Raw genomic sequence first — 23,240 nt, forward strand, 5'->3', positions numbered from 1 at the left:
CCGCCCCGCGCGGGGGCGCCGGGGGGGGGGGGGGGGGGGGGGGGGGGGGGGGGGGGGGGGGGGGGGGGGGGCGCGCCCCCCCCCCCCCCCACCCCCGGGCGCGTTCGCAGCCGCTCAGAAACCGTGGCGGGCGCCGCCGTCCACCGGCAGCATCACGCCCGTCAGGTACGAGGCGGCCGGGGAGAGCAGGAACGCGGCCGTGCGGCCGAACTCCTCCGGCGTGCCGTAGCGGCGCAGCGGGATCGCGGCCTCGTTGGCCGACCGCGCGGCGTCCGCGTCGCCCGACAGCGCGTCGAGCTGCCGCACCCGGTCGGTGTCGATGCGGCTCGGCAGCAGGCCGACCACCCGGATGCCGCGCGGGCCCAGGTCGTTGGCGAGGGACTTCGCGAAGCCGGCGAGGCCGGGGCGCAGCCCGTTGGAGATCGTGAGGCCGGCGATCGGCTCGTGGACCGAACCCGACAGGACGAAGCCGATGACCCCGCCCTCGGTGAGGGTCTCGGCCGCCGCGCGCGCGAGCCGTACCGCCCCGAGGAAGACCGTGTCGAAGGCGGCCGCCCACTGCTCGTCGGTGTTGTCCGCCGCGAAGCCGGGGGCCGGACCGCCGACGCTGATCAGCACACCGTCGAGGCCGCCGAACCGGGCCCGCGCCTCGGCGAGCAGCCGGGCCGGGGTCTCGGGGTCGGTGTTGTCGGCGGCGAGACCCGCCGCGCCCTCGCCCAGCTCGGCCACCGCCGCGGCGACCGACGCCTCCTCGCGGCCGGTGACCAGCACCCGGGCGCCCTCGGCGAGCAGCGCCTCGGCCGACGCCCGGCCGAGCCCGCGGGTCGCGCCGGTCACCACGTACACACGGTCCTTCAGTCCAAGATCCATGCCCCTATCCTGCCGCCTCCCCGACGTCCAGGGCGAGAGCGGTCCCCACCAGGCCGATGTGGCTGAAGGCCTGGGGGAAGTTGCCGAGCTGGCGCCGCGCCACCGGGTCGTACTCCTCCGCCAGCAGGCCGACGTCGTTGCGGAGCGTCAGGAGCCGGTCGAAGAGCGACCTGGCCTCCTCGGTGCGCCCGGTCAGCCACAGCGCGTCGGCCAGCCAGAAGGAGCAGACGAGGAACGTCCCCTCCCGGCCCGGCAGTCCGTCCACGGAGCCCGAGTCGGGGGTGTAGCGGTGGACGAAGCCGCCGTGCAGCAGCTCCGCTCGCACCGCGTCGACCGTGCCGAGGACCCGCGGGTCGTCCGGCGGCAGGAAGCCCACCTGCGGGATCAGGAGGGTGGCGGCGTCCAGCTCCCGGGAGCCGTACGACTGGGTGAACGTGTTCCGCTCGGGGTCGTACGCCTTCTCGCACACCTCGGCGTGTATCTCGTCCCGCAGGGCCCGCCAGCGCGTCACGTCCCCCGGCAGCGAGGGGTCGGCCTCCAGGGTGCGCACCGCCCGGTCGGCGGCCACCCAGGCCATCACCTTGGAGTGGGTGAAGTGGCGGCGCGGCCCGCGCACCTCCCACAGCCCCTCGTCGGGCTCGCGCCAGGTCGACTCCAGGAAGCCGAGCAGGCTCAGCTGGAGGTTCCAGGCGTGCCGCTCCGCGGGGATCCCGGCCTCGCGGGCGAGGTTCAGCGTCTCCATCACCTCGCCGTACACGTCGAGCTGGAACTGCTCCACGGCGGCGTTCCCGGTCCGTACGGGCGCCGAGTCGGCGTAGCCGCGCAGCCAGGGCAGGGTCGTCTCGGGGAGCCTGCGTTCACCGGCGGGGCCGTACATGATCTGGAGGTCGGCCGGGTCGCCGGCGACCGCGCGGAGCAGCCAGTCCCGCCAGGCGGCCGCCTCCTCGCCGTATCCGGCGGCGAGCAGCACGGCGAGGGTGAGGGCGGAGTCGCGGAGCCAGCAGGCCCGGTAGTCCCAGTTCCGCACGCCGCCTATCTCCTCGGGCAGCGAGGTGGTGGGGGCGGCGACTATCCCGCCGGTGGGGGCGTAGGTCAGCGCCTTGAGGGTGATGAGGGAGCGGACCACCGCGTCCCGGTACGGCCCGCGGTAGACGCAACGGGCCGCCCACGCCCGCCAGTCGGCGAGCGACTGCTCCAGGGCGGCGAAGGGGTCGACGCGCGCGGGGCGCGGCTCGTGCGAGGGGTGCCAGGTGAGGACGAAGGCGACCTTCTCGCCGGCGGCGACGGTGAACGAGGAGCAGGTGGCGAACTGCTGGCCCCAGGTCTTCACGGGCGGTTCGGTGCGCAGCCAGACCGCGTCGGGCCCGGCGACGGCGACCCGCTGCCCGGCGGAGCTGCGCACCCAGGGCACGATCGAGCCGTAGTCGAAGCGGAGCCGCATCACGGAGCTCATCTCGACGCTGCCGCTGACGCCCTCGACGATCCGCATGAGGTCGGGGGAGCGGTCCCGCTGGGGCATGAAGTCGATGACCTTGACGGTGCCGGTGCGGGTCTCCCAGTAGGTCTCCAGGACCAGGGAGTCGTCGGCGTAGCGGCGCGTGGCGCAGGTCGTGGCCCCTTTGGGCGCGATCCGCCAGTGGCCGTTGTCCTCGTCGCCGAGCAGGGCGGCGAAGCAGGCGGCGGAGTCGAAGCGGGGGAGACACAGCCAGTCGATCGACCCGTCGCGGCCGACGAGCGCGGCGGTCTGGAGATCACCGATGAGGGCGTAGTCGTCGATACGTTGCGTCACGCTGTGGGCGTTCCCCCGAGGGGCGACGGTCAATCAGCGGGAGTCAGTGGCCTGGATCGCGTTGCCTTCGGCGCCTTCGGTCCCGTCGCCCTCGGTCCCGCCGCCGTCGCTCCCGGACTCCCCGGTGCGGGCGGCCGCCTCCCGGTCGCGCTTCTCCCGTCGTACGAGCACCAGCCAGCCCACCGGGACGCCCGCGGCGAAGAGCCACCACTGCACGGCGTACGCCATGTGGGCGCCGATCGAGTCGTGGTCGGGCTCGGGGATCAGCTCGGGCGTGTCGCCGGCCGGCTCGGGCGCGGTCTGCTCCAGGTAGCCGCCGAGCACCTCACGGCCGATCAGCTCGGTCTGCTGGCGGCTGTTGATGAGCATGACCTGACGGTCGGGCAGGCCCTTGAGGTCCTTGATGCCGCTGGCGCCGGTCGTCTCGTCGGCCTTGAGGCGGCCGGTGACGGTCACCTCGCCCCCTGGGGCGGGCGGCACCGCGGGGAAGGAGCGCTGGTCGGGGGCGGCGGGCACCCAGCCGCGGTTGACCAGGACGACCCGGCCGTCCCGCAGGACCAGCGGGGTCAGGACGTGGACGCCGATCCGGTCGTCGGCGGAGGTGCGCCGGCGGACGACGACCTCGTGGGAGGCGTCGAAGGTGCCGGTCGCGGTGACCGTGCGCCAGTAGTCGGCGCGGGGGACGGTGTGGCCGGGGGAGGTGAGCTCCTCGACCGGGACGGGCTTCCCCTTGAGGTTGTCCGCGATCAGGGCGTTCTGGGCGACCCGCCGCTCGTGCCGGTGGAACTGCCAGAACCCCAGCTCGACCATCACGGGGATGAGGACGAGGGCGACGAGGGTGAGGATCACCCACTGCCGGGTCAGGAGGAAGCGGTACACGCCCACGACCGTACAGCCCGGCGTGCGGGTCCCGTACAGGGGGGTTCGGGTGGCTTGCGCCACCCCGCCCAGGATCGTTTCCTCACACTCTGTCGACGATGCCCGCCTTCCCCTCGGCGCGGGCGCAGTGGGCGCCGCAGTACCAGGTGCCCTCGACCTCGACGCCCTGTCCGATGATCTGGACCCGGCAGTGCTCGCAGATCGGCGCCATGCGGTGGATGGCGCAGGAGAAGCAGTCGAAGACGTGCACCGCGCCCTGCGCGTGCACCTCGAAGGACATGCCGTAATCGTTTCCGCAGACCTCACAACGTGCCATGCGCCACAGGGTGGGGCCCCGGGCGGGCGCGCGCCGCGCGGCACGCCCGCCCGGGACCGGGCTGTCACCCGTCTGCCGGGGCGACGTCCCGCAGCAGCTGGGTGAAGGCGGCCTCGTCGACGATCGGGGTGCCGTACGACTTCGCCTTGACGGTCTTGGAGGTGGCCGCGTCCGGGTCGTTCGTCACGAGCAGGCTCGTCAGCCGGGAGACGCTGGTGGCGACGTGCAGCCCGGCCTCGACCGTGCGGTCCTCCAGGAGCTCGCGGTCGACGGACGTGTCGCCGGAGAACGCCACCCGCATGCCCTGCTTGAGCGGTTTGTCCGTCTCGTACCGCCCGGGGTTGGGGTACGGGCAGGGCGGCCGCTTCCGCGAGGGGCGCCAGCCCCCCGCGCGGTACGAGCCGCCGTACGAGGACTGGTGGCCGATCAGCGGCCGCGCGGGCCCCGGGGACCACTCCGTCAGCGGGCGGCACTCCAGGAGCGGCAGCCGCACGCCCCGCTCGGCGGCGGCGTGCAGGCTCGGCCGGAACGCCTCCGCGAGCACGCGCGCGTCGTCCAGCGCGTTGTGCGCCCGCTGCTGCACGACGCCGAAGTGCGCGGCGAGCGACTCCAGTTTGTGGTTCGGCAGCGGCAGCGACAGCTCCTTGGAGAGCGCGATCGTGCACAGTCGCTGCCGCACCGGGGCGGTCCGCTCCGCGCGCGCGTACTCCCTGGCGATCATCTGCCAGTCGAACATCGCGTTGTGCGCGACGAGCACGCGCCCGTCGAGCCGCTCCGCGAACTCCTCGGCGATCTCGGGAAAGAGCCGCGCGCCCTCAAGAACGTCGCTCGTGAGGCCGTGGATCCACACCGGCCCGGGATCCCGCTCCGGGTTGACCAGCGTGTACCAGTGGTCCTCGACGTTCCCCTGCGCGTCGAGGCGGTAGACGGCAGCCGACACTATCCGGTCGTCGCGGGCGAGGCCGGTGGTCTCCACGTCGACGACCGCGTATCCCCGGGGATACGCGGCCGGCCACGTCGCTGCAGTCGTACGGTCGTCGAGCATGGTCACTGAGAATACGGGCCGCCACCGACAGCTCCGTCCCCGGTGTGCTGAATGTCCGTTAAGTCCCGCGAGGGCGGCCGGTGCACGGCTCTTTACCCGTGATCGCCCTCGGTGCGACTGTGGTGCGGGCCGACGATCCCGAAGGGTGGTACGTCATGGCACGAGTACGGTACGGGGCGCGCAGCGAGGTCGAGGCGGCGGCGGCACGCGCGCGTGCGGCCCGGCTCCCCGACCTCTGGTCCACCGAGGTGGTCGCCGTCTGGGAGACCGACCCCGACGTCGTCGCGGCCGTCCTGCCGCCCCCGCTCGCCCCCACCGCACGCCCCCTCGTCCGCGTCGCCGTCAGCCGGGTCGAGCTGCCCGGCCACCGCTTCGGCGCCGGTTCCGGCGCGGGCTCCGTGGCCGTCGCCGCCGCCCACGGCGACCAGGAGGGCTGGTACCCCCTCGTGATGCCGACGAGCCACGAGCGGGCCCTGACCGGCGGCCGCGAGGTCTTCGGCGAGCCGAGGAAGCTGGGCGAGGTCACCGTCGAGCGCGAGGGGCTCGTCGTGCGCGCCGCCCTCGCCCGGCACGGCATCGCCTTCGTCGAGGTGCGCGGCGCGGTCTCCGGCCCGCTCCCGCTCCCCGGCCCCACCGAGCGGACCGACTTCTCGTTCACGTTCCTTCCCGGCGTGGAGGGTTCGGGCCTCGACGCCGACGCCGTCCTCGTCCACTGCGTGCGCCGCGAGAGGGTGCGCAGGCTGGAGCGGATCACCGGGGACGTCGTCCTGCGCGAGTCCATGTACGACCCCGTCGCCGACCTCCCGGTCCGCCGCCTCGTCGAGATCACGCTCGGCGAGAAGACCACCGACCAGCGCGGCCGCGTCGCGGCGCGCGTCTCCGCCGAGGCCCTGCTGCCTTTCCTCCACCAGCGGTACGACGACCCGCTCCAGCCGGGCGGGTCGGTCCGCCTCCGGTGAGCCGCCGGGTGCGACCCTCCTGACGTGACCGATGACGTGACCGACGACGTGACCGAACCTCCCGCACACGACGAGGCCCACGGCGGAGGTCTCGGTACGCGTCTCAACTGGCTCCGGGCCGCCGTGCTCGGAGCCAACGACGGCGTGGTCTCCACCGCCGGCCTCGTCGTCGGCGTCGCCGGCGCCACCGAGTCGCAGGCCGCCCTCCTCACCGCGGGCCTCGCGGGCCTGCTGGCCGGCTCCATGTCGATGGCGGCGGGGGAGTACGTCTCCGTCTCCACCCAGCGCGACTCCGAGCGGGCCGCCCTCGCCCAGGAGCGGCGCGAACTGCGCGAGAGCCCCGACGCCGAACTCGACGAGCTCACCGAGCTCCTGGCCGCCCGCGGCCTCTCGGCCGACGTGGCCCGCGAGGCCGCCGAACAGCTCACCGCCCGCGACGCCCTGCGCGCCCACGCGCGCGTGGAGCTGGGCATCGACCCCGACGACCTCACCAACCCCTGGCACGCGGCCGGCGCCAGCTTCCTCGCCTTCACCGCGGGCGCCCTGCTGCCGCTCCTCGCGATCGTGCTGCCGCCGCCGTCCGCCCGGCTCTGGATCACCGTGGTCTCCGTCCTCGCGGCCCTCGCCCTCACCGGCTGGTGGAGCGCCCGCCTCGGCGAGGCCCCGGCGGCCCGCGCCGTCCTGCGCAACGTCGCGGGCGGCGCCCTCGCCATGGCCGTCACCTACGGCGCGGGCTCGCTCCTGGACGCGGCGGGGGTCTGAGCCCGCGGCCCGCCCCGGTCGGCAGCGCCCTTGTCGGAAGGTGCCAAACCTTGCTGACAAGCCGTCTCGCATACTTGTTGGTAACAACGTCTAGCCGGGTCCCGGCCTCCGGCCCTACCGTCGACGGCATGCCGAACCTGCCCGATGTCGTGCTCTGGTCCATACCGGCGTTCGTCCTGCTCACCGTCCTGGAGATGGTCAGCCACCACCTCCACCCCGACGAGGACGCCGCCGGGTACGAGACCAAGGACTCCGCCACCAGCCTCGGCATGGGACTCGGCAGCCTCGCCTTCGACGCCCTGTGGAAGATCCCCGTCGTCGCCGTCTACACGGCGGTCTACGAGCTCACGCCGCTCCGCGTCCCCGTCCTGTGGTGGACGATCCCGCTCATGCTGCTCGCCCAGGACTTCTTCTACTACTGGCAGCACCGCGGCCACCACGTCATCCGCATCCTGTGGGCCTGCCACGTCGTCCACCACAGCAGCCGGAAGTTCAACTTCACCACCGCGCTGCGCCAGCCGTGGACCAGCCTCACCTCCTGGCCGTTCTACCTGCCGATGATCGCCCTCGGCGTGCACCCCGCGGCCGTCGCCTTCTGCTACTCGGTCAACCTCGTCTACCAGTTCTGGATCCACACCGAACGCGTCGACAAGCTCCCCCGGCCCTTCGAGTACGTCCTCAACACGCCCTCCCACCACCGCGTCCACCACGCCTCCCAGGGCGGCTACCTGGACCGCAACTTCGGCGGCATCCTCATCGTCTGGGACCGGATGTTCGGCTCCTGGGTCGGCGAGACCGAGCGGCCCGTCTACGGCCTCACCAAGAACATCGAGACCTACAACCCCCTCCGCGTCGCCACCCACGAGTACGCCGCCATCGCCCGCGACCTGCGCACCGCCCGCGACTGGCGCGAGCGGGCCGGACGCCTCTTCCGCGGCCCCGGCTGGCAGCCCGCGCCCCGCGGCGAGGCACCCCGCGGCGAGGCACCCCGCGGCGAGGCACCCCGCGGCGACGCACCCCAGGGCGGTCCCGCGCCGGAGCCCGCCGCGTGAGCCGCCCCTCCTCCCGCGGGTCCTCCCGCCGCCTCTCCCGCGGCCTCCTCGCCGCCTTCGCCCTCGCGACCGCCGTCGACCTCGGCTCGCTCCTCGCCGGCGCCGACACCGGCCATCTCGTCGCCAAGCCCCTCCTGATGCCGCTGCTCGCCGCGTACGCCGCCACCCGCGGCGCCCCCCGGCTCCTCCTGGCCGCGCTCCTCTTCGGCTGGGGCGGCGACGTCTTCCTGCTCTCCGACGCCGACGGGGCCTTCCTCGTCGGCATGGGCTCCTTCGCCGCCGGCCACGTCTGCTACCTGGTCCTCTTCGGCCGCCGCCGTACGTCACCGGCGCTCGCCGTCCCGTACGCCGCGGCCCTCGTCACCCTCGTCGCCCTGCTGTGGCCCGACCTCCCGGCCGAGCTGCGCGTCCCCGTCGCCGGGTACTCGCTGCTCCTCACCGCCATGGCGTACCGCGCCTGCTCCCTCGGCGCCCTGGCCGGCGCGGGCGGCGCCCTCTTCCTGCTGTCGGACACGCTCATCGCCACCGGCGTCGCCGACTGGCCCCAGCTTCCGGCACCCGATTTCTGGGTCATGGCCACCTACGTCGCGGGCCAGTCGCTTCTTGCCGCGGGAGCCCTGCGCGCGAGGTACGGTGAAGGACGTCCAGCCCCCTGAACCGTACTCACAGCGAGGTGCCCCGCCATGCGCGCCACCACCATCCACGCCCCGTTCGACATGCGCGTGGAGGACGTGCCGGACCCGGTGATCCAGGAGCCCACCGACGTCGTCGTCCGCGTCCTGCGCGCGTGCATCTGCGGCAGCGACCTGTGGGCCTACCGCGGCGACTCCCCCCGCGAGGTCGGCCAGCGCATCGGCCACGAGTTCCTCGGCATCGTCGAGGAGACGGGCTCCGCCGTGACCGGCTTCGCCCCGGGCGACCTCGTCGTCTCCCCGTTCGTCTGGTCCGACGGCACCTGCGACTACTGCGCCGAGGGCCTGCAGACCTCCTGCCCGCGCGGCGGCTTCTGGGGCTCCGGCGGCTCCGACGGCGGCCAGGGCGAAGCCGTCCGCGTCCCCTTCGGCGACGGCACCCTCGTCAAGCTGCCCGCCGAGGCGGCCTCCGACGACCGCCTGCTGACCGCGCTCCTCGCCCTCTCCGACGTCCTCGGCACCGGCCACCACGCCGCCCTCGGCGCCGGGGTGAAGCCGGGCTCCACCGTCGCCGTCGTCGGCGACGGGGCCGTCGGCCTCTGCGGCGTCCTCGCCGCCAAGCGCCTCGGCGCCGAGCGGATCATCGCCCTCGGCCGCCACACCGCCCGCACCGACATCGCCCGCACCTTCGGCGCCACCGACATCGTCGCCGAGCGAGGCGAGGCCGCTGTGGCCGCCGTCCGCGAACTCACCCGCGGCCAGGGCGCCCACGCGGTCATCGAGGCCGTCGGCACCGAGCAGTCCATGCGCACGGCCGTCTCCGTCACCCGCGACGGCGGCACCGTCGGCTACGTCGGCGTCCCGCACGGCAGCGCCACCGGCCTCGACCTCGACGACATGTTCGACCGGAACGTCTCCCTGCACGGCGGCGTGGCGCCCGTCCGCGCCTACATCCCCGAGCTGCTCCCCGACATCCTCTCCGGCCGCATCGACCCCTCCCCGGTCTTCGACCTGACGGTCGGCCTCGACGAGGTCCCCACCGGCTACAAGGCGATGGACGAGCGCACCGCCCTCAAGGTCCTCATCAAGCCCTGACCGCCCCCGCCCCTCCGCACCCCGGCCCCCGGCCGCCTCAGGCCCCCGGCCACTCCGGCGCGTCGCCGCCCGCGACGCCCGGGGGCCGGGACCAGGCCGTCGGTCCGCCCTCGTACGACACGGGGGAGCGCGCGTGCCGCAGCCGCCCCAGCGGGCCCGCCGACTCGGCGAGGTACCGCTCCGGCTCGTACCGCGGCAGCGCGTGCGTCAGCCAGTGTCCCGTCTGGGCCAGGGCCAGGCGGACCAGCCGGGTGCCGCCCTCCCGGGACCGCTCGGTGAGCGAGCGCAGGACCGCGGCCGCCAGCAGATAGCCCGTCCCGTGGTCCAGCGCCTGCGCGGGCAGCGTCCCCGGTTCCGCCGCCGAGCCCTCCGTGACGGCGATGCCCGTCGCCACCTGCACCAGGCTGTCGAAGCCCCGCCGCCCGCCCCACGGGCCGTAGTCCCCCCAGGCGGAGAGCCGGGCGGTCACCAGACCGGGCCGGTGCAGGTCGAACCGGTCGAGCGCCCCCGGCCGGTAGCCGGTCACCAACACGTCGGCGGCATCGAGCAGTTCGTCGAAGGTGCGCCGGTCCGACGGCCGGTCCAGATCCAGCGCGGCCGTCCGCTTCCCGAACCCCGTGTCCGCGTGCTGGTCCGGCAGTTCCGGGCTGCCCGGCGGGTCGATCCGCAGCACGTCCGCGCCCAGCAGCGCCAGCGTCCGCGTGGCGACCGGGCCCGCGATGACCCGGGTGAGGTCGAGGACCCGGAGCCGGCCCGCCCTCCGGCGCGGCGCGGCCCCGTCGAGCCGCTCCCGGGTCAGCAGCGGCCGGGCCGCCACCTCCCGCCCCTGCGGGTGCGCGGCCCACTCCCCGGGCGTGCGCAGGGCGACGGCCAGGCCCCCGGCCCCGTACACGGCGCTCTCGACCTCCACGGCCCGCCGCTCCGCGATCGCCGCCGCCACGGCCGCCACCGCGTCCGGGGCGTGGGAGACGCCCAGCGCCGCGAGGAGCGCCGCCCGGTGGTGCGGGTAGTTGGCGTGCGTACGGACCCAGCCGTCGGCCGCCCGCCAGAACCGGGACAGCGGCGCGAAGGTGACCGGTGCGCGTCCGTCGACCCGGAGGTGACGCTCGCTCACGAAGGCGGTGGCGACCGCCCCGTCGTCGACCCGTACGCGGCCGGGCGCCCCCGCGTGCTCCGCGGCCGCGAGCGCGCAGACGGCGACGGTCGCCCGCGCCAGGTCCATCACCGGCAGCCGCGCGGGCAGCAGCCCGGAGGGCCCGCCGTACGCCACCCGGTCGACGAGGGCGGGATCACCGCCGAGGGCCGACCACAACGACTCCGTGCCCGAACGCACCGTGCTGTCCATCCCCGCATGATGGCACCGCGTGCCACGCGAAGGGGCCCCGGTGTGGCGCACCACACCGGGGCCCCTCCGGAGCGCCTTACTTGCGGACCGCGTCCAGCGCGTCCACCAGACCGGCTCCGTAGAAGCCGTTCTTCTGCTCGCCGCCCTCGCACACCGCGTCGACCGTGCCGTTGCCGTCGATGTCGTACGGGTTGGTGCAGGCGCGCTCGTCGGCCTGGGCGTACAGCAGCGCCTTCAGGCCCGCCGGGCTCGCGTGCGGGTGCGTCGACTTGAGCAGCGCGAGCACGCCGGCGGCGTGCGGCGACGCCATCGACGTACCGGCCTTGTAGTTGTAGCCGCCGTTGACCGTGGTCGACAGGATGCGGCCGTTGACCGCCGGGGCGTCCGGGGTCTGGTACTCGGTGCGGTCGCCACCGGGGGCGGCGATGTCGATGACACCGTGACCGTAGTTCGAGTACGACGCCTTCAGGTCCTTGGCGCCGGTCGCGGAGACCGTCACCACGCCCGGCAGCATCGCCGGGTAGTCGAGGCAGACCTTCGGGTCGATGACCCGGTCGCCCGGGGTGGTGTCGTTCGGGCTGCTGTTGTCGAGGATCGAGTCGGCAGCCAGGTCGAACCGGGAGTTGCCGGCCGCGGCCACGTTGACCGTGCCCTTCTTCTCCGCGTACCGGGTCGCGCGGGTGACCGCCTCGATGAGGGCCTTCTGGTCCTCGTCGTTCTTGCAGGCGAACATCCACGGGTCGGTGTAGTAGCTGTTGTTCGTGATGTCGACGCCGTGCTCGGCCGCCCACACGAAGCCGCAGACCACGGCCTCGGTGTAGAAGAAGCCGTCCGGGGTCGACACCTTGATGCCGGAGACCTTGACGCCCGGGGCGACACCGGTGATGCCGACGCCGTTCTTGGCGGCGGCGATCGTGCCGGCGACGTGCGTGCCGTGGTCGCTCTCGCCCGGGTTCGGGCGCCACGATCCGGCGGTGGTGTCCGGCTTGCCGGTCACGCAGTTGGCGGAGGCCGCGGCGTCGAAGTTCGGCGCCAGGTCCGGGTGGGTGTCGTCGACACCCGTGTCGATGACACCGACGGTGACGCGCTTGCTGCCGAGCGTCTTCTGGTGGGCCTGGTCCGCCTTGATGGCGGGCAGGTCCCACTGCAGCGGCTGGAGCGGGTCCTCGTCGGCACCCGCGGTCGCCGCGGCGGCCGCGGCCTCGGCCGCGGTCAGGTTCTGCGCGCCCTCGTCCACGGAGGTGTCGGTCTGGACGGAGAGCGGGGCGGTGCGGGTCGAGCCCGCCGACACCACGCCGCGCGCCTGGCGGATCGTCTTCGCGAACTCGGGGTTCTGCGAGTGGACGACTATCACGCCTATCTGGTCGTACGCGATGACGACCTCACCGCCGGCGGCGGCGATCGCCTTCTTCACCGAGGCGGAGGTCCAGCGACCGCCCTCGACGTTGACGACGTAGGACAGCTTCGGGCCGTTGGCCGACACGGCCGCGGCCGCGGGTGCGTCGCTCAGTTCCGCGGCGGAGGCGGCGCCGGAGGGAAGGAAGCCGAGCGAAGCCGTGAGCGCGAGACCAGCAGGCAGGGCAAGAGCCCGGCCGCGCCTCGATCCCAGATGAGCCATGGGTTCTCCACATCATCCGTATGTACTGCCCGGGCGCGGGGTTGCGGCCGGACAGGTGCATGACGAGTGAAGCTATCGCTGATCCTTCCGGCCGTTCAATGAGTTGAGAGGACTTCATGAAGATCTGTGCGAACGAACCACTCGTGTGAACCGCTTCGGTTTCCGCTCCGTGCCGTTGTGCAGGGGAGGGGCTCCGTTCGGAGCCCCGGTCCCGCACCCCCCCCCGGTGAGGCCCCTGTGAGCATGCCGTCCGCCCCCGCGTCACGAGGAGAGACCGTGGCTACCGAAGCACCGCCGCCGCCCGGAAAGGGCACGGAGACCGAGACCGGTCCCGTCCGGCCCACGACGGACGAATTCGTCCAGGTCCAGGAAAGCGAGGAATTCGGCGAACTGCGCCGTACGTACCGTTCCTTCGCCTTTCCCCTGACGATCGCCTTCATCGCCTGGTATCTGCTGTACGTGCTGCTCTCCAACTACGCGGGCGGCTTCATGGGGACCAAGGTCTTCGGCAACATCAACGTGGCGCTCGTCCTCGGCCTCGGCCAGTTCGCGACCACCTTCCTCATCGCCTGGCTCTACTCGCGGCACGCGGCGAACCGCCTCGACCCGAAGGCCGAGGCCATCAAGTCCCGTATGGAGGGCGACGCATGAGCACCCCCGTCCTGCTCGCCGCCGAGAACGCCACCAGCGAGCACCGGCCGCTGATCATCGCGCTCTTCGCCGCCTTCGTGATCGCCACCCTCTTCATCACCGTCCGGGCCGGCCGCCAGACCCGCAGCGCCGCCGACTTCTACGCCGGCGGCGGCCAGTTCACCGGCTTCCAGAACGGCCTCGCGATCTCCGGCGACTACATGTCCGCCGCGTCCTTCCTCGGCATCAGCGGCGCCATCGCCCTCTTCGGCTACGACGGCTTCCTCTACTCGATCGGCTTCCTGGTCGCCTGGCTCGTCGCCCTGCTCCTCGTCGCCGAACCGCTGCGCAACTCCGGCCGCTTCACCATGGGCGACGTCCTCGCCTACCGGATGCGCCAGCGCCCGGTCCGCACCGCCGCGGGCACCTCCACGATCGTCGTCTCGATCTTCTACCTGCTCGCGCAGATGGCCGGCGCCGGCGTCCTCGTCTCGCTGCTCCTCGGCATCACCAGCGACGGCGGCAAGATCGCGATCGTCGCCCTCGTCGGCGTCCTGATGATCGTCTACGTCACCATCGGCGGCATGAAGGGCACCACCTGGGTGCAGATGGTGAAGGCCGTGCTCCTCATCGTGGGCACCCTCCTCATCACCTTCCTCATCCTGCTGAAGTTCGACTTCAACCTCTCGCAGCTGCTCGGCGCCGCCGCCACCAACAGCGGCAAGGGAGACGCCTTCCTGGAGCCCGGCCTCAAGTACGGCACCACCGCCGTCTCGAAGCTCGACTTCCTCTCCCTCGGCATCGCCCTCGTCCTCGGCACCGCGGGCCTGCCCCACATCCTGATCCGCTTCTACACGGTGCCGACCGCCAAGGCCGCCCGTAAGTCGGTCAACTGGGCCATCGGCATCATCGGCGCCTTCTACCTGATGACGATCGTCCTCGGCTTCGGTGCCGCGGCCCTCCTCAGCGGCGACACCATCAAGGCGTCCAACAAGGCGGGCAACACGGCGGCCCCGCTCACCGCCCTCGAGGTCGGCGGCGGCGCCGACTCCACCGGCGGCGCGATCCTCCTCGCCGTCATCTCCGCCGTCGCCTTCGCCACCATCCTCGCCGTCGTCGCCGGACTGACCCTGGCCTCCTCCTCGTCCTTCGCGCACGACATCTACGCCAACGTGATCAAGCGCGGGAAGGCCACCGAGAAGGAGGAGATGCGGGCGGCCCGCTGGTCCACCGTCCTCATCGGCATCGTGTCGATCGCGCTCGGCGCCCTCGCCCGCGACCTCAACGTCGCCGGCCTCGTCGCCCTCGCCTTCGCGGTCGCCGCCTCGGCCAACCTGCCGACGATCCTCTACTCGCTCTTCTGGAAGCGGTTCACCACCCGGGGCGCGCTCTGGTCGATCTACGGCGGCCTGGTCTCCTCGGTCGTCCTCGTCCTCTTCTCGCCGGTCGTCTCCGGCGGACCCGCCTCGATGTTCAAGGGCTTGGACTTCCACTGGTTCCCGCTGGAGAACCCCGGCCTCGTCTCCATCCCGCTCGGCTTCCTGCTCGGCTGGCTCGGCTCCCTCCTCTCCAAGGAGGAGCCGGACGCGGGCAAGTACGCGGAGCTGGAGGTCAAGTCCCTCACCGGCGTCGGGATCGCCGCCGCCGTCAAGCACTGACCGCGGGGCGAGCCCCGAACGCAGAGCAAGCACTGACCGGAGAGCAGCGGTTCGTATACGGTCCGCAGCGATCCACCGGCCGCGTCGTAGAGTTCTACGACGCGGCCGCGCCGTACCTCGTGACAATCGGCCCTGCTCGATGTCGGCCGTCTCGCGTAGGCTCGAAGAACACGCAAACCGGAAACCGGGGAGGGGGCCCACAGTGCTCATCGACACCTACGGCCGTGTGGCCACTGACCTGCGCGTCTCCCTCACGGACCGGTGCAACCTGCGCTGCACCTACTGCATGCCCGAGGAAGGCCTGCAGTGGCTGGCCAAGCCGGACCTGCTCACCGACGACGAGATCGTCCGGCTGATCCGCATCGCCGTCACCGACCTCGGCGTCACCGAGGTCCGCTTCACCGGTGGCGAGCCGCTGCTCCGCCCCGGCCTCGTCGGCATCGTCGAGCGCTGCGCCGCCCTGGAGCCGCGCCCCCGGATGTCCCTCACGACGAACGGCATCGGCCTCAAGCGCACCGCGGGCGCCCTCAAGGCGGCCGGCCTCGACCGGGTCAACGTCTCCCTGGACACCCTCCGGCCCGACGTCTTCAAGACCCTCACCCGCCGCGACCGCCACGGAGACGTCCTCGACGGCATGGCAGCCGCCCGCGACGCCGGCCTCACCCCGGTCAAGGTCAACGCCGTCCTGATGCCGGGGCTCAACGACGACGAGGCCCCCGACCTCCTCGCCTGGGCCATGGAGCAGGGGTACGAACTCCGCTTCATCGAGCAGATGCCCCTGGACGCCCAGCACGGCTGGAAGCGCGACGGCATGATCACCGCCGGGGACATCCTGGAGTCCCTGCGCACCCGCTTCACGCTCACCGCCGAGGGCGCCGACGAGCGCGGCTCCGCCCCCGCCGAGCGCTGGGTCGTGGACGGCGGGCCCCACACGGTCGGCGTCATCGCCTCCGTCACCCGCCCGTTCTGCCGGGCCTGCGACCGCACCCGCCTCACCGCCGACGGCCAGGTCCGCACCTGCCTCTTCGCCACCGAGGAGACCGACCTGCGGGCCGCGCTCCGCTCCGACGCCCCGGACGCCGACGTCGCCGAGCTGTGGAAGAAGGCGATGTGGGGCAAGAAGGCCGGCTCGGGCCTCGACGACCCGAGCTTCCTGCAGCCCGAGCGCCCGATGTCGGCGATCGGCGGCTGAGGAGCCGCGGTTGAGCGTCGGCGGCTGACGACCGCCCGCCGAGCGGCGGCGCCCCCGTCAGGACTCGGTCGGCTCCCAGTCGGCCAGCGGCACGACGTCCTTCAGGAAACCCCGTACGCCCAGGAACTGGGAGAGGTGCTCGCGGTGCTCCTCGCACGCGAGCCACGTCTTCCGCCGCTCCGGCGTGTGCAGTTTGGGGTTGTTCCACGCGAGCACCCACACGGCGTCGGCGTGGCACCCCTTGGCGGAGCAGACCGGCTTCTCTTCGCTCACTGGACCCTGGATCACCCGGTCATTGTCCAGCAAGGGCGATGCCGAGCAGCCACGGGGGGAGCTGCCCGGCATCGGTCCGTCGCTCCGACGGGGGATACGGAGCGCGTAGGCAGTATGTCACGGCACATGGGGTGCGGTGCACCGGAACTTCATGATTGATCTGAGCTTTTCTTGAGCTTTCCGACGCACGTTCCGTGATCACTTCGGACCGGACGCGGCGTCCGGTCCGTCCTCCGCCGCCGACTCGCCCGGACCCAGGGCCGGACGCACCGGACCCGGGACGAACGTGGAGGGAAGGGACGGAGCGGACTCGCGGCCCGCGTTCGCGATCACCACCGCGATGTAGGGGAGCAGCACGCCGAGCGCGAGCGCCACGACGGCCACGTGCCGCTCGACGTTCCACAGCACCGCCGCGGCGATCACGGAGAGCGTCCGCACCGACATGGAGATCACATACCTCCGCTGCCGTCCACGGACGTCGTCGGCCAGCCCCTGCCGGGCTCCCGTGATCCGGAAGACCTCGGTTCCGCCACGCTTCCGCATCGCCTTCCACCGCCCACCGCTCGCGCCGGACCCTCCCTGGTCCGGACCTCTTTCCACGGTACGCCCGCCGTCCGCGACCGACGCGGCCGGGTCACGTACGGACCGTCCGACATGCGTCGTACGACGGATGCGCCGAGACTGGGCCCACATGCGCGAAAAGCGTCGTACCAGGAGGCGACCATGAGCTGGCTGTGGGCAATCATCGTGGGTTTCGTGCTCGGTCTGATCGCCAAGGCGATCCTGCCGGGCAAGCAACAGATCCCCCTGTGGCTGACGACCGTGTTCGGCATTCTCGGCAGCGTCCTCGGCAACGCCGTCGCGACCTGGATCGGCGTCAACGACACCAAGGGCATCGACTGGACCCGCCACCTCCTCCAGCTCATCGGCGCCGTCGCGATCGTCGGCGTGGGGGACATGCTGTGGGCCTCGATGAAGGGCAACAGACGGCGCGCCTGACCGGGGGCGCCACGCACGCGGGCCCGGTGCGGCACACAGCTCGTGTGCCGCACCGGGCCCCTGTCGTACGCCGGCGGTACCGGCGCGCGTACGTAGACGGTCCCGGCGCGCCGGAACCGCGGGAGCGGGCGGGTCTCAGCCCTCCGCGCCGGCGAACTCGATCGCCGCCAGGTTCTTCTTGCCGCGCCGCAGCACCAGCCAGCGCCCGTGCAGCAGCTCGTCGGCCGTCACCTCGGCGTCCTCGGCGGTGACCTTGACGTTGTTCACGTAGGCCCCGCCCTCCTTCACCGTCCGCCGCGCCGCCGACTTGCTCGCCGCCAGGCCGACCTCGGTGAAGAGGTCCACGACCTGGCCCAGCTCCGTCACGCGCGCGTGCGGCAGCTCGGAGAGCGCGGCCGCGAGCGTCGCCCCGTCCAGCTCGGCCAGGTCGCCCTGCCCGAAGAGCGCCTTGGAGGCGTTGATGACGGCCGCGCACTGCTCGGCGCCGTGCACCAGGGTGGTCAGCTCCTCGGCGAGCGCCCGCTGCGCGGCCCGTGCCTGCGGCCGCTCGGCGGTCTGCGCCTCCAGCTCCTCCAGTTCCTCACGGGACCGGAAGGAGAGGATGCGCATGTACGTCGAGATGTCCCGGTCGTCCACGTTCAGCCAGAACTGGTAGAACGCGTACGGCGTGGTCATCTCCGGGTCCAGCCAGACGGCGCCGCTCTCGGTCTTGCCGAACTTGGTGCCGTCCGCCTTGACCATCAGCGGGGTCGCGAGGGCGTGCACCTCGGCGCCCGGCTCCAGGCGGTGGATCAGGTCGAGTCCGGCCACCAGGTTGCCCCACTGGTCGGACCCGCCCTGCTGGAGCGTGCAGCCGTAGCGCCGGTACAGCTCCAGGAAGTCCATGCCCTGGAGCAGCTGGTAGCTGAACTCGGTGTAGCTGATGCCCTGCTCGGACTCCAGGCGCCGGGCGACGGAGTCCTTGGTCAGCATCTTGTTGACCCGGAAGTGCTTGCCGATGTCCCGCAGGAACTCGATCGCCGACAGCCCGGCGGTCCAGTCCAGGTTGTTCACCATGACCGCGGCGTTCTCGCCCTCGAAGGAGAGGAACGGCTCGATCTGGGAGCGCAGCCGGTTCACCCAGTTCGCGACCGTCTCGGGGTCGTTCAGGGTGCGCTCGGCCGTCGGCCGCGGGTCTCCGATCTGCCCGGTGGCCCCGCCGACCAGCGCCAGCGGCCGGTGCCCGGCCTGCTGGAGCCGTCGGACGGTGAGCACCTGCACCAGGTGACCGACGTGGAGACTGGCCGCGGTCGGGTCGAAACCGCAATAGAACGTGACGGGACCGTCCGCGAGAGCCTTGCGCAGTGCGTCCTCATCGGTGGACTGGGCGAAGAGCCCACGCCACTTCAGCTCGTCGACGATGTCCGTCACGATCGTCCGTCTCCTCGGGTCGTCAGGGATGGCAGGAAGAAGCCGACACTCAGTCTATGGGGGTCAGACCCCCTTGCTGACCGAGCTCATGTTGAAGTCCGGCACCCGCAGGGCGGGCATCGCGGCCCGGGTGAACCAGTCGCTCCACTCGCGCGGCAGCGTCTTCTCCGTCCGGCCCGCCTCCGTGGCCCGCGACAGCAGGTCCACCGGCGACTCGTTGAACCGGAAGTTGTTCACCTCGCCGACCACCTCGCCGTTCTCGACCAGGTAGACCCCGTCCCGGGTCAGCCCGGTGAGCAGCAGCGTCGCCGGGTCGACCTCCCGGATGTACCAGAGGCAGGTCAGCAGCAGGCCCCGCTCCGTTGCGGCCACCATCTCCTCCAGCGAGGAGTCCCCGCCGCCGTCCAGGATCAGGTTCCCCGCGCCGGGGGCCACGGGCAGCTGGGTGAGCCCCGCCGTGTGCCGCGTGGTGATCAGATGGGCCAGGCTGCCGGCCTGCATCCAGTCGACCGGCGCGATCGGCAGGCCGTTGTCGAAGACCGAGGAGTCGTCGCCCGAGGAGTGGGCGATGACGAACGGCGCCGACTCCAGACCCGGCTCGTTCGGGTCGCTGCGCAGCGTCAGCGGCAGCGGCGAGAGGGTCTCGCCGAGCCGGGTGCCGCCCCCGGGCTTGGAGAAGACCGTACGGCCCTCGACCGCGTCCCGGGCCGCGGAGGACCACAGCTGGTAGATCATCAGGTCGGCCACCGCGGTCGGCGGCAGCAGCGTCTCGTACCGCCCGGCCGGCAGCTCGATCCGCCGCTCCGCCCAGCCGAGCCGGGTCGCCAGCTCGGCGTCCAGCGCCGCCGGGTCGACGTCCTTGAAGTCCCGGGTCGACCGCCCGGCCCACGCGGACCGCAGCCGGTCCGGGGACTTCGCGTTCAGCTCCAGGGTGCCGTTCGGCTGGTCGTGCCGCAGCCGCAGGCCCGTCGACGTACCGAGGTAGGTCGAGGTCAGCTCGTGGTGGGCGAAGCCGTACAGCTCGCGGCCGCCGGCCCGCGCGCGGGCGAAGGCCTCGCCGAGCGCGGGCGCGAAGTCCGCGAAGACGGCGGACGACGTCTCGGCCGGGGCGTCCGTGAAGTCGGGCGACGACGGCACGTCCGCCACCAGCGGCTGGGCGTCCTCGGCGGGCCCGGCCGAGCGCGCGGCGGCCTCGGCGGCCCGCACCAGCGGCTCCAGGTCGTCGGCGGTCACCGCGGACCGGGACACCACCCCCGAGGCGGTGCCCTCGGCCCCGCCGACGGTGGCGATCACCGTGAGCGTACGGCCCCGGGTCACGCCGTTCGTGGTGAGCGCGTTGCCCGCCCAGCGCAGGTTCGCCGAGGACTCCTCGTCCGCGATCACCACGCACCCGTCGGCCCGGGACAGCTCCAGGGCCCGCTCGACGATCTCGTACGGCTTGCTGACGCGGCTCATCGACCGGCCTCCTGCGTCGTGTTCAGGATGTTGACTCCCCGGAAGAGGGCGGAGGGGCAGCCGTGCGAGACCGCCGCCACCTGGCCCGGCTGGGCCTTGCCGCAGTTGAAGGCGCCGCCGAGGACGTACGTCTGCGGGCCGCCGACCTGCTCCATCGAGCCCCAGAACTCCGTCGTCGTCGCCTGGTACGCGACGTCCCGCAGCTGCCCGGCCAGCCGGCCGTTCTCGATGCGGAAGAAGCGCTGGCCCGTGAACTGGAAGTTGTACCGCTGCATGTCGATCGACCAGGACCGGTCGCCGACCACGTACACGCCCCGCTCCACCCCGCCGATCAGGTCCTCCGTGGAGAGCCCGCCCGGGTCCGGCTGCAGGGAGACGTTCGCCATCCGCTGCACCGGCACGTGCGCGGGGGAGTCCGCGAAGGCGCAGCCGTTCGACCGGCCGAGCCCGGTCAGGCGCGCGATCCGCCGGTCCAGCTGGTAGCCGACGAGCGTGCCGTCCTTCACCAGGTCCCAGGACTGCGCCTCGACGCCCTCGTCGTCGTACCCCACGGTCGCCAGCCCGTGCTCGGCGGTCCGGTCACCGGTCACGTTCATCACCGACGAGCCGTACGCCAGCTTGCCCAGCTGGTCGAAGGTGGCGAAGGACGTGCCCGCGTACGCGGCCTCGTAGCCGAGCGCCCGGTCCAGCTCGGTGGCGTGGCCGATCGACTCGTGGATCGTCAGCCACAGGTTGGACGGGTCCACGACCAGGTCGTAGCGGCCGGCCTCCACGCTCGGCGCCCGCATCTTCTCGGCGAGCAGCTCCGGGATCTCGTCCAGCTCCTTGTCCCAGTCCCAGCCGGTGCCCGTCAGGTACTCCCAGCCCCGCCCGACCGGCGGAGCGATCGTCCGCATCGAGTCGAACTCGCCGGTCGTGCCGTCGACGGCGACCGCCGTCAGCTGCGGGTGCAGCCGCACCCGCTGCTGCGTGGTGACGGTGCCCGCCGTGTCCGCGTAGAACTTGTTCTCGTGGACGGTGAGCAGCGAGGCGTCCACGTGCGCCACGCCCTCCGCGCGCAGCAGCCGCGCGCTCCACTCGGCGAGCAGCGCGCTCTTCTCCTCCGCCGGCACGGTGAACGGGTCGATCTCGTACGACGAGACCCACACCTTCTCCGCGTGCACCGGCTCCTCGGCGAGCTCCACCCGCTCGTCCGAACCCGCCGACGCGATCACCTGCGCCGACAGCTTCGCCATCGCCACGGCCTGGGAGGCGACCCGGGCCGCCCCGTCCATGGTCAGGTCGACCCCCGAGGCGAAGCCCCACGCCCCGCCGTGCACGACCCGCACCGCGTACCCGAGGTCGGTGGTGTCGGATGAGCCGGACGGCTTGGCGTCCCGCAGCCGCCACGCGGCGCTGCGCACCCGCTCCAGGCGGAAGTCGGCATGGTCGCAGCCGAGCGCACGGGCCCTGGCCAGCGCCGCGTCGGCGAGCGCCCGCAGCGGAAGCGCCGTGAACGCTTCGTCGATGGAATGAGGCACGGAGTCTCCTGTCGTGGGGGACCGGTCACCCCCGATCATGTCGCGCTTTCGTCCGTGATGCCCAGAGCTTTCTGTAGGGACCCGACAGCGACATCCGTACGCCACTGTCAGGGCCCGATTCTCCGTATCGCGGAAGGGACCGATAGGTTCTCGACATACCAGACCCGCTATCGAAAGGGTGATCCGTTGAGCCGCTCGGTTCTCGTCACCGGAGGCAACCGGGGCATCGGCCTCGCCATCGCCCGCGCGTTTGCCCAGGCAGGCGACAAGGTCGCCATCACGTACCGCTCCGGTGAGCCGCCGGCCGCCCTCACCGAGCTGGGCTGCCTGGCCGTCAGGTGCGACATCACCGACGCGGAGCAGGTGGAGCAGGCCTACAAGGAGATCGAGGAGAAGCACGGCCCGGTCGAGGTCCTCGTGGCCAACGCCGGCGTGACGAAGGACCAGCTCCTGATGCGCATGTCCGAGGAGGACTTCACGTCCGTCCTCGACACCAACCTCACCGGCACCTTCCGCGTCGTCAAGCGCGCCAACCGCGGGATGCTGCGGGCCAAGAAGGGCCGCGTCGTCCTGATCTCCTCGGTGGTGGGTCTGCTGGGCTCCGCGGGCCAGGCCAACTACGCCGCCTCCAAGGCCGGCCTGGTCGGCTTCGCCCGTTCCCTCGCCCGCGAGCTCGGCTCGCGCAACATCACCTTCAACGTCGTCGCGCCCGGCTTCGTGGACACCGACATGACCGCGGTGCTCACCGACGAGCAGCGCGCGGGCATCGTCTCCCAGGTCCCCCTGGGCCGCTACGCGCAGCCGGAGGAGATCGCCGCCGCGGTGAGGTTCCTCGCCTCCGACGACGCCTCGTACATCACTGGAGCCGTCATCCCCGTTGACGGCGGATTGGGCATGGGTCACTGATCACCATGAGCGGAATTCTCGAGGGCAAGCGCATCCTGATCACCGGTGTGCTGATGGAGTCCTCCATCGCCTTCCACGCCGCCAAGCTGGCCCAGGAGCAGGGCGCGGAGATCATCCTCACCGCCTGGCCCCGGCCGTCGCTGACCGAGCGCATCGCCAAGAAGCTCCCCAAGCCCGAGAACGTCAAGGTCCTCGAGCTCGACGTCTCCAACGACGAGCACCTCGCCCGCCTGGAGGGCCAGGTCCGCGAGCACCTGGGCGACCGCATCGACGGCGTCGTGCACTCCATCGGCTTCGCGCCGCAGGACGCCCTCGGCGGCAACTTCCTGAACACCCCGTTCGAGTCCGTCGCCACCGCGATGCACGTCTCGGCCTTCTCCCTGAAGTCCCTGACGATGGCGCTGCTGCCGCTGATGAGCGAGGGCGGCTCGGTCGTCGGCCTCACCTTCGACGCGCAGTTCGCCTGGCCGCAGTACGACTGGATGGGCCCGACCAAGGCCGCGCTGGAGGCCACCAGCCGCTACATGGCGCGTGACCTCGGCAAGCAGAACATCCGCTGCAACCTGGTCTCGGCCGGTCCGCTCGGCTCCATGGCCGCCAAGTCCATCCCGGGCTTCTCCGAGCTGGCGAGCGTCTGGGACAGCCGCTCCCCGCTGGAGTGGGACCTCGCCGACCCGGAGCCGGCCGGCCGCGCCATCGTCGCGCTGCTCTCCGACTGGTTCCCGAAGACCACCGGCGAGATCGTCCACGTCGACGGCGGTCTGCACGCGATCGGCGCCTGATCGCCCGACGTCGTACCGAGCGAGGGCCGTGTGCCCGCCCCGGCCGGGGCGGG

23 protein-coding genes are annotated in these 23,240 nt (G+C 72.6%); 11 read left to right on the forward strand and 12 right to left on the reverse strand.

Annotated elements, in window-relative coordinates:
* Nucleotides 1-114: 114 nt before the first annotated feature.
* The 5 genes from ACWDVG_RS30105 to ACWDVG_RS30125 all read right to left on the reverse strand — a co-directional run bounded on the left by ACWDVG_RS30105 (nt 115) and on the right by ACWDVG_RS30125 (nt 4,905).
* Nucleotides 115-870, reverse strand: coding sequence for an SDR family oxidoreductase (locus ACWDVG_RS30105; protein WP_451703869.1), 756 nt, complete (start codon nt 868-870; stop codon nt 115-117).
* A gap of 4 nt (nt 871-874) precedes the next feature.
* Entirely contained in the window at nt 875-2,659 is a 1,785-nt protein-coding gene (locus ACWDVG_RS30110) for a glycoside hydrolase family 15 protein (protein WP_451703871.1), read from the reverse strand.
* Nucleotides 2,660-2,692: 33 nt separating this feature from the next.
* Nucleotides 2,693-3,538 (reverse strand): SURF1 family cytochrome oxidase biogenesis protein, encoded by an 846-nt coding sequence (locus ACWDVG_RS30115; protein WP_451703873.1) that lies wholly within the window; start codon nt 3,536-3,538, stop codon nt 2,693-2,695.
* Nucleotides 3,539-3,620: 82 nt separating this feature from the next.
* Nucleotides 3,621-3,854, reverse strand: a complete 234-nt coding sequence (locus ACWDVG_RS30120) for a hypothetical protein (protein WP_451703875.1) — start codon at nt 3,852-3,854, stop codon at nt 3,621-3,623.
* A gap of 64 nt (nt 3,855-3,918) precedes the next feature.
* Complete coding sequence (locus tag ACWDVG_RS30125; protein WP_451703877.1) at nt 3,919-4,905, reverse strand: DEDDh family exonuclease; 987 nt, start codon at nt 4,903-4,905, stop codon at nt 3,919-3,921.
* A 149-nt stretch (nt 4,906-5,054) separates the two neighbouring features.
* On the opposite strand from ACWDVG_RS30125, the gene ACWDVG_RS30130 reads away from it, so the two are divergent.
* From ACWDVG_RS30130 to ACWDVG_RS30150, 5 genes are all read left to right on the forward strand, one after another.
* Nucleotides 5,055-5,858 carry an acetoacetate decarboxylase family protein gene (locus tag ACWDVG_RS30130; RefSeq protein WP_451703879.1) on the forward strand — a complete coding sequence of 268 codons (804 nt, stop codon included), beginning with the start codon at nt 5,055-5,057 and terminating at the stop codon, nt 5,856-5,858.
* Between the two features lie 48 nt (nt 5,859-5,906).
* Nucleotides 5,907-6,620: a VIT1/CCC1 transporter family protein gene (locus ACWDVG_RS30135; RefSeq protein ID WP_451703913.1), complete on the forward strand. Its 714-nt coding sequence runs from the start codon at nt 5,907-5,909 to the stop codon at nt 6,618-6,620.
* Nucleotides 6,621-6,748: 128 nt separating this feature from the next.
* On the forward strand, nt 6,749-7,672 hold the full coding sequence (locus ACWDVG_RS30140; RefSeq protein ID WP_451703881.1) for a sterol desaturase family protein: 924 nt from the start codon (nt 6,749-6,751) through the stop codon (nt 7,670-7,672).
* Nucleotides 7,669-8,328, forward strand: a complete 660-nt coding sequence (locus tag ACWDVG_RS30145; protein ID WP_451703883.1) for a lysoplasmalogenase — start codon at nt 7,669-7,671, stop codon at nt 8,326-8,328. Before ACWDVG_RS30140 ends, ACWDVG_RS30145 begins: the two co-directional genes overlap by 4 nt.
* Before the next feature lie 27 nt (nt 8,329-8,355).
* Complete coding sequence (locus ACWDVG_RS30150; protein ID WP_451703885.1) at nt 8,356-9,399, forward strand: zinc-dependent alcohol dehydrogenase family protein; 1,044 nt, start codon at nt 8,356-8,358, stop codon at nt 9,397-9,399.
* Nucleotides 9,400-9,436: 37 nt separating this feature from the next.
* Here the strand turns inward: ACWDVG_RS30150 and ACWDVG_RS30155 are convergent, their stop codons facing one another.
* Together ACWDVG_RS30155 and ACWDVG_RS30160 are read right to left on the reverse strand one after the other, a co-directional pair.
* A complete protein-coding gene (locus ACWDVG_RS30155; protein ID WP_451703887.1) occupies nt 9,437-10,744 on the reverse strand; it encodes a CoA transferase in 1,308 nt (435 codons plus the stop codon).
* Nucleotides 10,745-10,820: 76 nt separating this feature from the next.
* Nucleotides 10,821-12,362, reverse strand: a complete 1,542-nt coding sequence (locus ACWDVG_RS30160) for a S8 family peptidase (RefSeq protein WP_451703889.1) — start codon at nt 12,360-12,362, stop codon at nt 10,821-10,823.
* A gap of 276 nt (nt 12,363-12,638) precedes the next feature.
* Between ACWDVG_RS30160 and ACWDVG_RS30165 the strand changes: the two genes are divergently transcribed.
* From ACWDVG_RS30165 to moaA, 3 genes are all read left to right on the forward strand, one after another.
* Complete coding sequence (locus ACWDVG_RS30165) at nt 12,639-13,013, forward strand: DUF485 domain-containing protein (RefSeq protein WP_451703891.1); 375 nt, start codon at nt 12,639-12,641, stop codon at nt 13,011-13,013.
* A complete protein-coding gene (locus ACWDVG_RS30170) occupies nt 13,010-14,650 on the forward strand; it encodes a solute symporter family protein (protein WP_451703893.1) in 1,641 nt (546 codons plus the stop codon). The genes ACWDVG_RS30165 and ACWDVG_RS30170 overlap by 4 nt, the downstream gene beginning before the upstream one ends.
* Before the next feature lie 202 nt (nt 14,651-14,852).
* Complete coding sequence (gene moaA / locus ACWDVG_RS30175; protein WP_451703895.1) at nt 14,853-15,842, forward strand: GTP 3',8-cyclase MoaA; 990 nt, start codon at nt 14,853-14,855, stop codon at nt 15,840-15,842.
* Nucleotides 15,843-15,899: 57 nt separating this feature from the next.
* Here the strand turns inward: moaA and ACWDVG_RS30180 are convergent, their stop codons facing one another.
* Together ACWDVG_RS30180 and ACWDVG_RS30185 are read right to left on the reverse strand one after the other, a co-directional pair.
* Nucleotides 15,900-16,115: a hypothetical protein gene (locus tag ACWDVG_RS30180; protein ID WP_451703897.1), complete on the reverse strand. Its 216-nt coding sequence runs from the start codon at nt 16,113-16,115 to the stop codon at nt 15,900-15,902.
* Between the two features lie 198 nt (nt 16,116-16,313).
* Entirely contained in the window at nt 16,314-16,658 is a 345-nt protein-coding gene (locus tag ACWDVG_RS30185) for a DUF3099 domain-containing protein (protein WP_451703899.1), read from the reverse strand.
* 180 nt (nt 16,659-16,838) lie between these two features.
* Between ACWDVG_RS30185 and ACWDVG_RS30190 the strand changes: the two genes are divergently transcribed.
* Nucleotides 16,839-17,114, forward strand: a complete 276-nt coding sequence (locus tag ACWDVG_RS30190) for a GlsB/YeaQ/YmgE family stress response membrane protein (protein ID WP_451703901.1) — start codon at nt 16,839-16,841, stop codon at nt 17,112-17,114.
* A 135-nt stretch (nt 17,115-17,249) separates the two neighbouring features.
* Here ACWDVG_RS30190 and tyrS read toward each other — a convergent pair whose 3' ends face one another.
* The 3 genes from tyrS to ACWDVG_RS30205 form a co-directional block, all read right to left on the reverse strand.
* Complete coding sequence (gene tyrS / locus ACWDVG_RS30195; protein ID WP_451703903.1) at nt 17,250-18,524, reverse strand: tyrosine--tRNA ligase; 1,275 nt, start codon at nt 18,522-18,524, stop codon at nt 17,250-17,252.
* Nucleotides 18,525-18,587: 63 nt separating this feature from the next.
* The gene (locus ACWDVG_RS30200) at nt 18,588-19,979 is read right to left on the reverse strand and encodes a metallopeptidase TldD-related protein (RefSeq protein WP_451703905.1); all 1,392 of its coding nucleotides are present in this window, start codon (nt 19,977-19,979) and stop codon (nt 18,588-18,590) included.
* The gene (locus ACWDVG_RS30205) at nt 19,976-21,499 is read right to left on the reverse strand and encodes a TldD/PmbA family protein (RefSeq protein ID WP_451703907.1); all 1,524 of its coding nucleotides are present in this window, start codon (nt 21,497-21,499) and stop codon (nt 19,976-19,978) included. Before ACWDVG_RS30205 ends, ACWDVG_RS30200 begins: the two co-directional genes overlap by 4 nt.
* 186 nt (nt 21,500-21,685) lie before the next feature.
* Between ACWDVG_RS30205 and fabG the strand changes: the two genes are divergently transcribed.
* Both fabG and fabI read left to right on the forward strand, forming a co-directional pair.
* A complete protein-coding gene (gene fabG / locus ACWDVG_RS30210) occupies nt 21,686-22,405 on the forward strand; it encodes a 3-oxoacyl-[acyl-carrier-protein] reductase (RefSeq protein WP_451703909.1) in 720 nt (239 codons plus the stop codon).
* 5 nt (nt 22,406-22,410) lie between these two features.
* Nucleotides 22,411-23,187 (forward strand): enoyl-ACP reductase FabI, encoded by a 777-nt coding sequence (gene fabI, locus ACWDVG_RS30215; RefSeq protein ID WP_451703911.1) that lies wholly within the window; start codon nt 22,411-22,413, stop codon nt 23,185-23,187.
* Nucleotides 23,188-23,240 lie beyond the last annotated feature (53 nt).

This window comes from Streptomyces sp. NPDC003327 (genome assembly GCF_053589515.1).

Excerpts from the sequence above, each read along its gene's own strand:
- ACWDVG_RS30105 (WP_451703869.1), bottom strand. The coding sequence starts at position 870 with ATGGATCTTGGACTGAAGGACCGTGTGTACGTGGTGACCGGCGCGACC.
- ACWDVG_RS30120 (WP_451703875.1), bottom strand. The coding sequence starts at position 3,854 with ATGGCACGTTGTGAGGTCTGCGGAAACGATTACGGCATGTCCTTCGAG.
- ACWDVG_RS30130 (WP_451703879.1), top strand. The coding sequence starts at position 5,055 with ATGGCACGAGTACGGTACGGGGCGCGCAGCGAGGTCGAGGCGGCGGCG.
- ACWDVG_RS30140 (WP_451703881.1), top strand. The coding sequence starts at position 6,749 with ATGCCGAACCTGCCCGATGTCGTGCTCTGGTCCATACCGGCGTTCGTC.
- ACWDVG_RS30150 (WP_451703885.1), top strand. The coding sequence starts at position 8,356 with ATGCGCGCCACCACCATCCACGCCCCGTTCGACATGCGCGTGGAGGAC.
- ACWDVG_RS30155 (WP_451703887.1), bottom strand. The coding sequence starts at position 10,744 with ATGGACAGCACGGTGCGTTCGGGCACGGAGTCGTTGTGGTCGGCCCTC.
- ACWDVG_RS30160 (WP_451703889.1), bottom strand. The coding sequence starts at position 12,362 with ATGGCTCATCTGGGATCGAGGCGCGGCCGGGCTCTTGCCCTGCCTGCT.
- ACWDVG_RS30170 (WP_451703893.1), top strand. The coding sequence starts at position 13,010 with ATGAGCACCCCCGTCCTGCTCGCCGCCGAGAACGCCACCAGCGAGCAC.
- ACWDVG_RS30185 (WP_451703899.1), bottom strand. The coding sequence starts at position 16,658 with ATGCGGAAGCGTGGCGGAACCGAGGTCTTCCGGATCACGGGAGCCCGG.
- ACWDVG_RS30190 (WP_451703901.1), top strand. The coding sequence starts at position 16,839 with ATGAGCTGGCTGTGGGCAATCATCGTGGGTTTCGTGCTCGGTCTGATC.
- ACWDVG_RS30200 (WP_451703905.1), bottom strand. The coding sequence starts at position 19,979 with ATGAGCCGCGTCAGCAAGCCGTACGAGATCGTCGAGCGGGCCCTGGAG.
- fabI (WP_451703911.1), top strand. The coding sequence starts at position 22,411 with ATGAGCGGAATTCTCGAGGGCAAGCGCATCCTGATCACCGGTGTGCTG.